13 protein-coding genes are annotated in these 13,763 nt (G+C 30.4%); 11 read left to right on the forward strand and 2 right to left on the reverse strand.

Annotated features, from left to right (window positions below):
• The first annotated feature begins 9 nt into the window (after positions 1-9).
• The 9 genes from odhB to ybgF all read left to right on the forward strand — a co-directional run bounded on the left by odhB (position 10) and on the right by ybgF (position 9,755).
• Complete coding sequence (odhB, locus tag Bamer462_RS01715) at positions 10-1,254, forward strand: 2-oxoglutarate dehydrogenase complex dihydrolipoyllysine-residue succinyltransferase (protein ID WP_500837414.1); 1,245 nt, start codon at positions 10-12, stop codon at positions 1,252-1,254.
• Between the two features lie 123 nt (positions 1,255-1,377).
• Positions 1,378-2,568 carry an ADP-forming succinate--CoA ligase subunit beta gene (gene sucC, locus Bamer462_RS01720; RefSeq protein WP_500837415.1) on the forward strand — a complete coding sequence of 397 codons (1,191 nt, stop codon included), beginning with the start codon at positions 1,378-1,380 and terminating at the stop codon, positions 2,566-2,568.
• Positions 2,552-3,421, forward strand: coding sequence for a succinate--CoA ligase subunit alpha (gene sucD / locus Bamer462_RS01725; RefSeq protein ID WP_500837416.1), 870 nt, complete (start codon positions 2,552-2,554; stop codon positions 3,419-3,421). Before sucC ends, sucD begins: the two co-directional genes overlap by 17 nt.
• A gap of 406 nt (positions 3,422-3,827) precedes the next feature.
• Positions 3,828-4,577 carry a protein TolQ gene (gene tolQ, locus Bamer462_RS01730; protein WP_500837417.1) on the forward strand — a complete coding sequence of 250 codons (750 nt, stop codon included), beginning with the start codon at positions 3,828-3,830 and terminating at the stop codon, positions 4,575-4,577.
• Complete coding sequence (locus Bamer462_RS01735; protein WP_500837418.1) at positions 4,546-4,971, forward strand: biopolymer transporter ExbD; 426 nt, start codon at positions 4,546-4,548, stop codon at positions 4,969-4,971. Before tolQ ends, Bamer462_RS01735 begins: the two co-directional genes overlap by 32 nt.
• Before the next feature lie 82 nt (positions 4,972-5,053).
• Positions 5,054-6,934 (forward strand): cell envelope integrity protein TolA, encoded by a 1,881-nt coding sequence (gene tolA, locus Bamer462_RS01740; RefSeq protein ID WP_500837419.1) that lies wholly within the window; start codon positions 5,054-5,056, stop codon positions 6,932-6,934.
• Positions 6,935-7,052: 118 nt separating this feature from the next.
• On the forward strand, positions 7,053-8,369 hold the full coding sequence (gene tolB, locus Bamer462_RS01745) for a Tol-Pal system beta propeller repeat protein TolB (RefSeq protein ID WP_500837985.1): 1,317 nt from the start codon (positions 7,053-7,055) through the stop codon (positions 8,367-8,369).
• Positions 8,370-8,428: 59 nt separating this feature from the next.
• Positions 8,429-8,962, forward strand: a complete 534-nt coding sequence (pal, locus tag Bamer462_RS01750) for a peptidoglycan-associated lipoprotein Pal (RefSeq protein WP_500837420.1) — start codon at positions 8,429-8,431, stop codon at positions 8,960-8,962.
• Between the two features lie 55 nt (positions 8,963-9,017).
• On the forward strand, positions 9,018-9,755 hold the full coding sequence (ybgF, locus tag Bamer462_RS01755; protein WP_500837421.1) for a tol-pal system protein YbgF: 738 nt from the start codon (positions 9,018-9,020) through the stop codon (positions 9,753-9,755).
• 102 nt (positions 9,756-9,857) lie between these two features.
• On the opposite strand, the gene pgl is transcribed toward ybgF, so the two are convergent.
• The gene (pgl, locus tag Bamer462_RS01760) at positions 9,858-10,865 is read right to left on the reverse strand and encodes a 6-phosphogluconolactonase (RefSeq protein WP_500837422.1); all 1,008 of its coding nucleotides are present in this window, start codon (positions 10,863-10,865) and stop codon (positions 9,858-9,860) included.
• A gap of 143 nt (positions 10,866-11,008) precedes the next feature.
• Between pgl and gpmA the strand changes: the two genes are divergently transcribed.
• Positions 11,009-11,707: a 2,3-diphosphoglycerate-dependent phosphoglycerate mutase gene (gene gpmA / locus Bamer462_RS01765; protein ID WP_500837423.1), complete on the forward strand. Its 699-nt coding sequence runs from the start codon at positions 11,009-11,011 to the stop codon at positions 11,705-11,707.
• A gap of 180 nt (positions 11,708-11,887) precedes the next feature.
• The gene (locus tag Bamer462_RS01770; RefSeq protein WP_500837424.1) at positions 11,888-12,598 is read left to right on the forward strand and encodes a Bax inhibitor-1/YccA family protein; all 711 of its coding nucleotides are present in this window, start codon (positions 11,888-11,890) and stop codon (positions 12,596-12,598) included.
• A gap of 81 nt (positions 12,599-12,679) precedes the next feature.
• Here Bamer462_RS01770 and ychF read toward each other — a convergent pair whose 3' ends face one another.
• On the reverse strand, positions 12,680-13,756 hold the full coding sequence (gene ychF, locus Bamer462_RS01775; protein ID WP_500837425.1) for a redox-regulated ATPase YchF: 1,077 nt from the start codon (positions 13,754-13,756) through the stop codon (positions 12,680-12,682).
• Positions 13,757-13,763: the final 7 nt, after the last annotated feature.

Genomic DNA, 13,763 nt, shown 5'->3' on the forward strand with positions numbered 1-13,763 from the left:
GGATATAAAATGAGTAGTATAGACATTTTGGTTCCGAGTTTACCCGAATCGGTTGCAGACGCTACTGTTGCTGCTTGGCATAAAAAAGCAGGAGATAAAGTTATACAAGATGATATTTTGCTTGAAATAGAAACAGACAAGATTATGTTAGAAGTTCCTGCTCCAAATACAGGAATATTAGAATCAATTTTAGAACAAGAAGGATCAATAGTGGTATCTGGACAAATTTTAGGGCGTTTGAACACCGATTATGTCATTTCTAAAGAAGATGCACAACAAATGTTTCAAAATCAACAATCTATTACATCAGTAGTATCTCAAGAGCATATTATTTCCCAAAGCAACGATAATCACAACATTTTAACTCCGTCTATTCGTAAATTAATAACAGAACATAATTTACAACCACAGAACATTCAAGGCAGCGGAATGAAAGGGCGTCTAACTCGTCAAGATGTAGAAGCACATATTCATACTACAAAACAATTACACTACACCGATCAAAAAAATCATGTAGATGTAGACCATCATCACATAAAAAAAACAAAAAATGATCGTAAGGAAACGCGCATTTTAATGAATCGATTACGAAAAAAAATTTCAGAACGCTTATTGGCTGTCACTAATACTACAGCTATGTTGACTACTTTTAATGAAGTAAACATGCAACCTATTATAGTATTGCGGAAAAAATATGGAGAATTATTTGAAAAACGTTATGGAATTAAGTTAGGACTAATGTCTTTTTATGTCAAAGCAGTCTTAGAAGGTTTAAGATATTTTCCTGAAATTAATGCATCCATTGATGGAGAAGAAATAGTATATTATAATTATTTTGATGTAAGCATTGCGGTATCAACGGTACGTGGTTTAATTACACCAGTGTTACGAGATGTTGATACATTAAGTGTATCTGATATTGAGAAAAATATAAAATATTTAGCCGAAAAAGGGAGAGATGGGAAACTAACACTTGATGAGTTAAGTGGAGGTAATTTTACTATTACTAATGGTGGAATTTTTGGATCGTTAATGTCTACTCCTATTATTAATCCCCCACAAAGCGCCATTCTTGGAATGCATGCAATAAAAGATCGACCTGTGGCGCAAGATGGCCAGGTAATAATATTACCTATGATGTATTTAGCGCTGTCATACGATCATAGATTAATTGATGGAAAAGATTCGGTAAGTTTTTTAGTATATATTAAGGAGTTGTTAGAGGATCCAGTACGCTTGTTTTTAGAAATTTAATATCTCTATATATACAATAAATAGTATATTTTATATTTATATATTTTTTAATAAATTAGTATTATTATTAAATTCAATTATTATATTAATCTTCAAAAGTTACAATACGTATGGTCATACATTATGAATTTACATGAATATCAAGCAAAAAAACTAATGGTAAAATATAATTTACCCGTTTTAACAGGTTTTGTATGTGCTAATATAAATGATTTAGAACATTATATTGCATCAAATAACATAGGTTGCGGCCCGTGGATAGCAAAATGTCAAATTCAATCAGGAGGTCGTGGGAAATCAGGAGGGGTGTGTATTGTCCATTCTAGAACAGATATATTATCCTTTGCTAATAAATGGTTTGGTAATAGATTGGTGACGTATCAAACGGCCGACACTGGAGAATTAGTACATGCTATTTTAATAGAACCAGCTGTTAAAGTTATTCAGGAATTTTATTTAAGTATACTAGTTGACAGAGATAAGTCCCAAATAATATGTATGGCTTCTACACAAGGTGGTATGAATATTGAAATTACAGGACAAAAAACACCTACTCTTATTCATAAGAGTATTATCAATCCTTTGGTAGGAATATATCCTTATCAAGGACGGATATTAGCATGTAAGTTAGGTTTATCTGGAGTTAAAATCAATCAGTTTGCTAAAATTATTATTAATGCAACACATATGCTACTGGAAAAAGATTTAACGTTAATTGAAATTAACCCATTGGCTATTACTGATAATGATCACTTTTGTTGTTTAGATGCTAAAATTATTGTAGATCGTAATGCCATATTTAGACAATCAGAACTATTTAGTATATGTGCGATAAATAAAACAAACAATGCATTACCTAATAATCAATGGCCTTCTATCAACTATATTCCTTTAGAGGGAGATATTGGTTGCATGGTCAATGGAGCTGGGCTAGCGATGGCTACTATGGATGTAATGAAATCGTTAGGTGGGATTCCTGCTAATTTTTTAGATATTGGAGGAGGTGCTAGCAAAGAATGTATTCTTTCAGCTTTTTACATGATTTTAAAAAATACTAAAGTAAAAGCGATACTTGTAAATATTTTTGGAGGCATTATATGTTGTGATTTAATTGCTGAATGCATTATTACCGCATTGTCTACATATAATACGATGCATATTCCTGTTGTAGTGCGATTAGCGGGTAATAATGCTACATTAGGTTCTAATAGACTAATTAATAGCAAACTTAATATCGTTGTCACTGATAATTTAACTTATGCAATTCAACAAATTATAACTGCGGTGAAATTAAAAAATGTCAATTTTGGTTAATAAAGATACAAAAATAATTTGTCAAGGATTCACTGGTAAGCATGCCAGTTTTCATTCTCAACAAGCATTAAATTATGGTACGAAAATAGTAGGTGGAGTGACCCCGGGAAAAGGAGGCAGCACCCATCTTGGATTGCCAATATTTAATACTGTTAATGAAGCAATAAGCAATACTGATGCGACAACTTCTATTATTTATGTGCCTGCTCCTGTTTGCAAGGATGCGGTTTTAGAATCAATCCATGCAGGTATTAAATTAATTGTTTGTATTACTGAAGGTATTCCGATATTGGATATGTTGTTAATAAAACAACAATTAAAAAAGCATAAAACATGTATGATTGGACCAAATTGTCCAGGAATTATTACTCCAGGTCAGTGTAAACTTGGAATAATGCCGACTGATATTCATAACCCAGGTTGCGTGGGAATTGTATCTAGGTCAGGTACTTTAACATATGAAGTAGTAAAGCAAACAACCGATGTTGGATTAGGTCAGTCCACATGTGTTGGTATTGGGGGTGATCCAATACTTGGTTCTGATTTTATTGATATAATATCATTATTTGAACAAGATCCTCAAACATCATTAATAGTAATGATTGGTGAAATAGGAGGTAGATCTGAAGAAAAAGCAGCTACGTATATTAATAAATATGTTAGAAAACCAGTAGTTGCATATATTGCGGGAGCTACTGCTCCTAAAGGGAAGCGTATGGGACATGCAGGAGCAATTATTTCTGGAATTGGTAGCACCGCTCGTGAAAAATGTGAAATTTTATCTAAATCAGGAGTACATGTCGTAAGTAACTTTATTAATGTTGGTCAATACATCAAAACCATTGATGCGTGATAATAAAAAATAACATATTTATATTTATATTTGTTTATGCGTATAAATGTATATATGCATGTTTATTTTTGATAAATAATATCAATCACTATACAAGCGTAACAATCAATTAAACATGATGATGAGCTTTTATTACATTCTCTTTTTGGGAATGTAATTAGTTTTTATTTTTTTATTTCACATTTTTTATAAAAAATGTGAGTATATTTTTATTATAAAATAATCTTAAAATCTGCATTTATATTTAGTAATTTATTTTTACAAAAGATCATATTTTTTCAATTATTATATATACATAATCATAATATTTTAGGAATTATATTGTTTTATATGAAAAATAAATATTTTTACAACAATTAAAATCATACATAGGCTTTTTTATATAACATAAAAATTAATAATTAGTATGAATATCTTTGATTTATTTTTAGAAACAAACATTTTAGTTCAAATTAGTGTCTTTGTACTAATTGGATTTTCTGTCTTATCATGGAGTATTATTTTGCATCGTGTTTTAGTTATTAATTCTGCTCAAAGTAAATTAAAAGCATTTAAAAACGAGTTTTGGTCCGGAATAGATTTGTCTAGTCTATATCAAAAATCTTTAGCTCGTTGTAATCAATTAAATGGAGCTGAAAAAATTTTTTACGTAGGTTTTAAAGAATTCTCTAAGTTATATCAAACGAAACATTGTTCGACTGAAACAATAATTTCCAGAACTCTGGACAATATGCATACTGCAATACATATAGAGTTAAAGTCATTAGAAGATTATATTACGTTAATAGGTACAATAGGATCTATAAGTCCATATATTGGATTATTTGGAACCGTATTAGGAATTATACATGTCTTCATCGATTTAGGTAAAACAATTACTACTAATCAGGTTGCTACTCAGATGATGCATTTACAAATCATTGCTCCAGGTATTGCTGAATCATTGATTTCCACAGCCATTGGTTTATTTGTAGCTATTCCAGCAGTGATGGCATTTAATTATTTAACTACACAAATAAACAATATAGATCAAAATTATAATAACTTTATAGAAGAATTTATTACAATTCTATATCATCATATTTTTTTCAATATTGATTTTATGTTAAACAAGGACAATCAATATGAAGAGAAAACATATAAGACGCACGATTAATTCTGATATTAATATTATACCGTTTCTAGATATATTATTGGTCCTTTTAATGATGTTTATGATAATCCCGTCTAAATTTATCCAAAGTTTTGAGGTAAATCTTCCAAATAGTGAAGTTACGACAAATATTATTAATAATGAAAAATTTATAATTACCATTGAAATTTTAGGACTGGGATTTTATAATCTTATTATTAATGATAAACACGCAGGGAAAATGCAGTTGCATCAAATTTCAGCAGAAGTGAGTCATCAGGTACGCACTATTCCTAGTATAACATGTCTGATAGCTGCTTCTAAAACTACAGAATATGATGAAATAATTAAGGTATTAAACTTGTTGAATAGCATAGGCATACAGTCAATTGGAATGATAACGAATCCTTCTATTTAAATATATAATGACACTCTTATAAAATTAGATGATCTTATTAAATTTATTTAATAGATATTATAAAAAATTTAAATTCTCTGTTGTGATATCCATCATTATACATGTGATTTTTTGCGTATTGCTATACCAGCACATAATAACAAAAAAACAAAAATATGCTACCAATAATGTTAATAATAAAAACTCAATCAATACTTTTATCCAAAATTCTCATCCAAAAATAAAAAATAGCAACAATCCAGATCCATCAGATCGATTCAACATCACAGAAACACAAGGTCAATTGGGAAAGGCAACGGCATCTCATTCCCTTAAGAAAAAGCAACACCCCGATCCATCAGATCGATTCAACATCACAGAAACACAAGGTCAATTGGGAAAGGCAACGGCATCTCATTCCCTTAAGAAAAAGCAACACCCCGATCCATCAGATCGATTCAACATCACAGAAACACAAGGTCAATTGGGAAAGGCAACGGCATCTCATTCCCTTAAGAAAAAGCAACACCCCGATCCATCAGATCGATTCAACATCACAGAAACACAAGGTCAATTGGGAAAGGCAACGGCATCTCATTCCCTTAAGAAAAAGCAACACCCCGATCCATCAGATCGATTCAACATCACAGAAACACAAGGTCAATTGGGAAAGGCAACGGCATCTCATTCCCTTAAGAAAAAGCAACACCCCGATCCATCAGATCGATTCAACATCACAGAAACACAAGGTCAATTGGGAAAGGCAACGGCATCTCATTCCCTTAAGAAAAAGCAACACCCCGATCCATCAGATCGATTCAACATCACAGAAACACAAGGTCAATTGGGAAAGGCAACGGCATCTCATTCCCTTAAGAAAAAGCAACACCCCGATCCATCAGATCGATTCAACATCACAGAAACACAAGGTCAATTGGGAAAGGCAACGGCATCTCATTCCCTTAAGAAAAAGCAACACCCCGATCCATCAGATCGATTCAACATCACAGAAACACAAGGTCAATTGGGAAAGGCAACGGCATCTCATTCCCTTAAGAAAAAGCAACACCCCGATCCATCAGATCGATTCAACATCACAGAAACACAAGGTCAATTGGGAAAGGCAACGGCATCTCATTCCCTTAAGAAAAAGCAACACCCCGATCCATCAGATCGATTCAACATCACAGAAACACAAGGTCAATTGGGAAAGGCAACGGCATCTCATTCCCTTAAGAAAAAGCAACACCCCGATCCATCAGATCGATTCAACATCACAGAAACACAAGGTCAATTGGGAAAGGCAACGGCATCTCATTCCCTTAAGAAAAAGCAACACCCCGATCCATCAGATCGATTCAACATCACAGAAACACAAGGTCAATTGGGAAAGGCAACGGCATCTCATTCCCTTAAGAAAAAGCAACACCCCGATCCATCAGATCGATTCAACATCACAGAAACACAAGGTCAATTGGGAAAGGCAACGGCATCTCATTCCCTTAAGAAAAAGCAACATCAGAATGATACAGAAAAAAATACACTAATACACGATGAATTAAATTACACAGCTCATAATTCTAATGAACTAAATAATTTATTAAATACATTAATTAATAAAAAAAATCCTATAGAAAATAACAAAAAATTGAAGTTAAATCTCACGACACAGAAAAATAGCAATCACGGTAATATTTTAAACAATGCGATCAAAAACAGTGAAATTAACGCATATAAACGTGTCATCAGTGAATCGATTCAACAAAAATTTTATAATGCTTCTCATTATGTCGGTAAACAATGTGTTCTGCGCATCAAATTAGCGCCCGATGGTATGTTATTGTCAGTGACTCCTATATCCGGGGACATCCCCCTATGTCAGGCAGCAGTTATAGCCGCTAAATTAGCAAACATTCCTACACCCCCAAATGCAGATATTTATGAAATATTTAAAAACACAACATTAAATTTTTCTCCTCAATAAACAAAATATTTACACATTTATAAAATAATAATATATTAGTTATTAGATAATTTATTTGTTATGACAAAATCTTTTAATATATTTAATGATTAAAAAAATTAATAAACTATCAAATTGGTTGCAAAAAATATTCCCATTAATATTATTTATTTTATGTTTGTGGAAACCTGTATTGCTTGCAGATATGCATATTGAAATTACATGTGGAATAAACACTGCACATCCTATTGCCATAATACCTTTTACATGCGTTAATAATCAATATCATAAACTAACATCAGTTGAAGATATAGCATCAATCATAGCTTCCGATTTACGTAATAGTAGCAAATTTAATACTGTACCCGTAGAATATTTGCCACATAAGCCTACTAAAGTATCCGATGTGATCCCAACTTTTTGGGAAAAATTAGGTATCAATGTTATTGCATTAGGCACAATACATATAAATTATGATGAAAGTTGTGTTATTTCATATCATTTAATAGACACCTCCAAAAATCCTGCGTTGATAATCTTAGAAAATCAATACTCAGTAGAAAAAAAATGGCTACGCTATGTAGCCCATACTATAAGTAATGAAATTTTTGAAAAATTAACTGGTATAAAAGGTGTATTTTGTACCCGTATTGCTTATGTATTACGTATTAATAATGATAAATATCCCTATGAGTTATATATTTCTGACTATGATGGTCATAATCAAATTTCGATTTGTCGATCAACAGAACCATTAATGTCTCCAGCTTGGTCACCAGACGGTAAAAAAATTGCTTATGTTACTTTTGCTTCCGGGCGCTCAGAATTAGTTGTTCAAACATTAAGTACTGGATCTATTAATAACATTATTAATTTTCCAAATCATAATGGGGCTCCTGCTTTTTCTCCTGATTGCAAAAAATTAGCTTTTGCTTTATCTAAAACAGGTAGTTTAAATTTATATATTATGGATTTAGAGTCAGGAGAAATTAAACAATTAACTAAAAATAGAAATAATAATACTGAGCCTAGTTGGTTTCCAGACAGTCAAAACATAGCTTATACCTCTGATCAGGGAGGCAGACCACAAATATATAAAATTAATGTTAATACTGCTGATATTCAAAGATTATCTTGGCTGCATACTAGTAACCAAAACCCCAATGTTAGTTCAGATGGGTCATTTATAATGATGGTGAATAGACATCTAGGAAAACAAAATATTGCTAAATTGAATTTATTAACTGGGAAAGAAGAGATATTAACAGATACATTGTTAGCTGATACTCCCAGTATAGCACCCAACAATACTATGGTATTATATAGTAGTATTAAAGATTTAAAAACAACATCTAATTTGGAATTAATATCTGTTGATGGGAATTTTAGAGCTCATATTAAAGGGAGTCACGGTGATATAAGGTTTCCAACTTGGTCTACATTATGTTCAGAATAAAACACATAGCTATTTTCATTACGGCAACAATTAAAAAATAATGAATAATGGATGTATATATGAAATTAAACAATTTTTTTAAACAATTAGCGTTTGTAATGACTATGAGTGTAGTAATTAATGCATGCTCTTCGTTTTCAAAATGCAATAACACTACTACTCACAGCCATGAAAACATTAAATTAGATCATTTTGAACATACTGGCCCACGCAGTAATAAAATACTCGACGAACAAATGCAATCAAAAACACAAGAATTGAAATCTAGTAATGTTATTTATTTTTCTTTAGATAATTATGATATTTCTTCTCATTTTTTTTATGTGTTAAATATTCATGCTAATTTTTTATATAATAATCCATTATATCATATTAAAATTGAAGGTCATGCAGATGAACGTGGTACTCCGGAATATAATATTGCATTAGGTGAACGTCGAGCTAATTCTGTCAAATTATATCTCCAAAGTAAGGGTGTATTATCTGAACAAATGTTAACTGTATCTTATGGGAAAGAAAGACCCGCTGTATTAGGTCAAGACGAAGCAGCTTATGCTAAAAATAGACGTGTTGTATTAATATATGAATATTGATTATATAATAAAATTTATATTATTTTTATTTAAATTCAACATAATTGTTATCGTGATGCTTAAGTTTCCTAATGTTGCATATTATAATACTGTATGCGCTAAAGGTATAAATTATAACATAGACAACAATCAACGTATTAATCAATTACATCAAATATACGATGCACACAGTCAATGTTTGATTCAAATGCAACAACAATTGACTGAAAATCAACAAGATATCGATATATTACGTGGACACATTCAAGATTTGCAACGTCACCTATCAGAAATCATAAATAACCAAACAAAATTATCTCAATACATCAATAATACTGCAAATAAATATAACAATACATATCATTCTGTTAATACTTCTGATAAGTTATGCGTTAACTCAAACATTAAAAAAAATCAAGAAAATAATAACTCAAAGATAATTGATGTAGATGCTGTTTATAAAAAAGCAGTATCGTTAGTATTGGAAAAAAAACAATATAATCAAGCAATAGAGGCTTTTCAAAGTTTTATAAAAAATTATCCAGAGTCAATTTATCAAGCTAATTCTCATTATTGGTTAGGACAACTTTATTATAATAAAGGCAATAAAAATAATGCTTCTTATCATTTTGCTTTTGTTGTAAAAAATTACCCTAAATCATTAAAGGCATCAGACGCATTATTAAAAATTGGTATTATTATGCAAGAAACAGAACAGAAAGATAAAGCTAAGATAATATATAAACAAGTAGGTAAATTATATCCTAACAGTGATGCGGCAAAACAAGCGCAAAAACGTCTGATACATTTATAATAATAAATTATTGTTTGAAATTAATTCTTTTCTATTTTTCATATATGAAATTTACGAATTATATATTATGATATTATATGAAAATTTATCTATTTATATTAACTAATATAGTGGTATTATGTTTACCCACATAGGACCCTGTCCTGATGGATAACGAGCCAATATCGTTAATTTTCCATTATCAGAATCAATTGTATATAAAGAGATATAATTTGATTTTTGACCTGCAACAACTATAAATCTTCCTTGATAATCAATTGCAAATCCGCGCGGCTGTTCTTCAGTCAACTGATAACTAATAAATTTTAATTTTTTTGTTTTTTTAGATATTTCTAAACAACTAATAATATTAGCAGCTCTATCAGAACAATATAACCAACGCCCATTAGGAGTGATATGTATATCAGCCGCCCAAAATCGTTTAGCATTGATATTTTTTGGAATTATACTTATTGTTTGAACAATACTTGGCATTTTTATAAAATTATCATATTGAATGACGTCAACAGTGCTTGTTAATTCATTAATTACATATGCGTAATAATTAAAATTGTTAAAAACCATATGACGTGGACCAGAACCAATATTAGCATTAATAACACATGGATTAAATGGGGTTAGCATGCCAGATGGATTTATGTTAAATAATCTAATAGAATGTTCCTGTAAACAAGGAACCCAAAGTAGTTTTTTGTATTTATCTATATTAGCAGAATGACAACCTAATAGACCTTCTATAATTTGTATAGGCCGCCCAATAACTTTTTCTGACATACTTATAGGAATCACATTTATTGTGTGATTCCTATAAGATGTACAATATAAAAATGCTCCCTTTACGTCGCAAATTAAATAAGTAGGACTACTGCGTATCGCAATAGTCTTATCTTCTGTTAATAATCCTATTTGATTTATGCGATAGGCAGTAATACCGAAATTGGGGCGTATTCCAACATATAAAAATTGTTTATTAGGATGCACAGCCATAGGGTGGCCACATCCCGGGGTATCTATCACCTGAATTAATTCTAATAATCCACGGATATTATCTAATTTCCAGACATAAATTTGTTTGCTTTCCGGGCTTGCTACATAAATGACTTGTATCATATATTTATTTATTTTTTACAACTCGTTATATTAACAATTTAAGTTTATTTCAGTACTACCTATACATAATTAAATAGCCAACTTAAAATAAATAGTGTATATATAACTTATATAGTTGTAAATAAAAAATAAGAGAATAAATTATGAATATGACTAAACTTGTTCTAATAAGACATGGAGAAAGCCAATGGAACAAAGAAAACCGATTTACTGGATGGGTCGATGTAGATTTATCAGATCAAGGACGCGCCGAGGCGCAATGCGCCGGTCAAATATTAAAAAAATATGGATTTTTTTTTAACTACGGATATACTTCGGTATTAAAACGAGCAATTCATACTTTATGGATTATACTAGATCAATTAGACCAAGCATGGTTGCCAATAGAAAAATCTTGGAGGCTCAATGAACGTCATTATGGAGCGTTACAAGGATTAAATAAAGATGAAGCTGTAAAAAAATATGGCTACGAAACAGTACAAAGATGGCGTCGTAGTTTTGATATTATTCCTCCAAATATTTGCGAAGATAGTCAATTTATTGTAACGAATGATAATCGTTATGATAATATTAAGACTGATGAGTTACCTAATAGTGAAAGTTTAGCGTTAACTTTAGAAAGGGTAGTCCCGTATTGGAACGATTTTATAATGCCTCATATTAAAAACAATAAAACTATTATTATTGTGGCCCATGGTAATTCTATACGTGCTATTATAAAATTTCTGAATCACTTAAGTGATTCAGAAATATTTCAAATTAACGTGCCGACGGGTGTTCCATTAGTATATGAATTTGATCAGGATGTGCATCCTATTCAACATTATTATTTAAATGATTAATAAATAATATTTATTATATTTAATATCATGTAATTTACATAATATTAAATATTTATTATTTTTTGAATTTTTATCTTTATTCTACAAATAAAGATAAAAACATTTTGTTGCTTATATCGTTTATTTAGGATATAATGAGCGAAAGGTATTTTATTTTAATTATTTTTGAGGGTGGTAAGTATGGATCGTTTTCCCCGTTTTCAAAACGCAGTATCAGAACGAGTTAATAACGCAATACAACCGTATATCTTGCAGGTGTTTGGTTGGATGTCTTGCGGGCTATTATTAACTGCTTTTGTTGCTTGGTATGCTTCTCAAACCCCAGCGATACTGCAATTATTATTTTCTAATCAGATAATATTTTTTAGCTTAGTTATCGGTCAATTAGCATTAGTCTTCGTTCTTTCTGGTATGGTAACACGATTAAGCGGTTCTTTAGCAACTACATTATTTATGCTGTATTCAATGCTCACTGGTTTAACTTTATCTAGTATATTTATATTATATACTACATCGTCTATATCTAGCGCATTCGTAGTGACATCTGGTATGTTTGGTATCATGACACTATACGGGTATACTACTAAACGAGATTTAAGTAGTTTTGGTAATTTGTTATTCATGGCGCTAATTGGTATGGTATTGGCTTCTATAGTCAATTTATGGTTAAAAAATACAGCTTTAATGTGGCTCATTACGTACGTTGGTGTTATTATATTCGTTGGGTTAACTGCATATGATACTCAAAAACTAAAATCTATAGGCGCTTCTTTATCTATAGATAATCAAGATCAATTTCGTAAATACTCAATTATAGGGGCATTGACTTTATATCTAGATTTCATTAATTTATTTTTAATGATAGTCCGTATTTTTGGAAATCGCCGTTAATTCTAGACTATAATATTTATATTTCCTCATAATATAAGCCAGATAATCCGGAACCGAATTATCTGGCTTATATTATGATTATTAAATTTTAAATAGAAATTTCAATATATTTCCATCCTCCACACAATAATCTTTACCTGCATAACGTATTTTCCTAGCTTTTTTAACGCCTAATTCTCCATTATATGCGATAAAATCGTTGAACTTAATAACTTGAACACGAATAAAACCTTTTTTAAAATCGCTATGTACTTTTTTAGCAGCTTCCAATGCAGTCGTTCCATCTGCATATATCCAAGCACGTGTCATATTCAAATTAATAGTAAAAAAGGTACATAAATTTAATACAGAAAAAATAGCATGAACTATATCATATAATATACCTTTTTGCTGTTTCTTAGCTGTTTTAACGTAAAAATTTTTATTTTTCAATAAAGATAATGTCGCGCAACATGAAATTAATGGCATGTTTTCATTAGATGAAATAATACGTAATTTCTCCACATAGATATTATTGGTAATAGGTTTTTCATCGATATTAGCAATGTAAATAATTGGTTTAATAGTTAAAAAATTAAACTTTTTAATATTCATTTTTTCTATTTTAGAAAAATATATTTTTCTTAAAGGAATTCCTTCATATAAATAATCCAAACATTTTTTTAATATAGATAACTGTTGTTCAATATTTTCATCAATAAGCTTATGTTTTTTTTGTAAAGTGTAAATACTTTGTTTACATTGTAAAACATCAAATAATATAAGTTCAGTATTAATAATACTCACATCTCTACAGGGGTCTATATCATTAAAAATATGAACAGTTTGATTATCATTAAAGCAACGTACCACATGACACAATACTTGTGTCGTTCGAATATGATTTAAAACTTGAGCGCCCATACCAATGCCTTGAGCAGCTCCTTTTATCAAACCAGCAAGATCTATAAATTTGATCGTACTATGTGCTGTTGTATGTGATGGAACGATATCTGTTAACTGATATATACGTATATCAGGTACATAAACCATAGATGTATTAGGTTGGATAGTACAAAAAGGAAAATTAGCTATTTTCACAGATACATTAGTTAATACACTAAATAAAGTTGATTTACCCACATTCGGTAAACCAATAATACCGCAATCAATTTGCATCACAATT

It is taken from the genome of Candidatus Blochmannia americanus (nom. nud.) (assembly GCF_059934915.1).

What these genes read in the sequence shown, in the direction of transcription:
- odhB (WP_500837414.1), top strand. Translation starts at nt 10, where the DNA reads ATGAGTAGTATAGACATTTTGGTTCCGAGTTTACCCGAATCGGTTGCA.
- sucC (WP_500837415.1), top strand. Translation starts at nt 1,378, where the DNA reads ATGAATTTACATGAATATCAAGCAAAAAAACTAATGGTAAAATATAAT.
- Bamer462_RS01770 (WP_500837424.1), top strand. Translation starts at nt 11,888, where the DNA reads ATGGATCGTTTTCCCCGTTTTCAAAACGCAGTATCAGAACGAGTTAAT.
- ybgF (WP_500837421.1), top strand. Translation starts at nt 9,018, where the DNA reads ATGCTTAAGTTTCCTAATGTTGCATATTATAATACTGTATGCGCTAAA.
- pal (WP_500837420.1), top strand. Translation starts at nt 8,429, where the DNA reads ATGAAATTAAACAATTTTTTTAAACAATTAGCGTTTGTAATGACTATG.
- sucD (WP_500837416.1), top strand. Translation starts at nt 2,552, where the DNA reads ATGTCAATTTTGGTTAATAAAGATACAAAAATAATTTGTCAAGGATTC.
- ychF (WP_500837425.1), bottom strand. Translation starts at nt 13,756, where the DNA reads ATGCAAATTGATTGCGGTATTATTGGTTTACCGAATGTGGGTAAATCA.
- pgl (WP_500837422.1), bottom strand. Translation starts at nt 10,865, where the DNA reads ATGATACAAGTCATTTATGTAGCAAGCCCGGAAAGCAAACAAATTTAT.
- Bamer462_RS01735 (WP_500837418.1), top strand. Translation starts at nt 4,546, where the DNA reads ATGAAGAGAAAACATATAAGACGCACGATTAATTCTGATATTAATATT.
- tolQ (WP_500837417.1), top strand. Translation starts at nt 3,828, where the DNA reads ATGAATATCTTTGATTTATTTTTAGAAACAAACATTTTAGTTCAAATT.
- gpmA (WP_500837423.1), top strand. Translation starts at nt 11,009, where the DNA reads ATGAATATGACTAAACTTGTTCTAATAAGACATGGAGAAAGCCAATGG.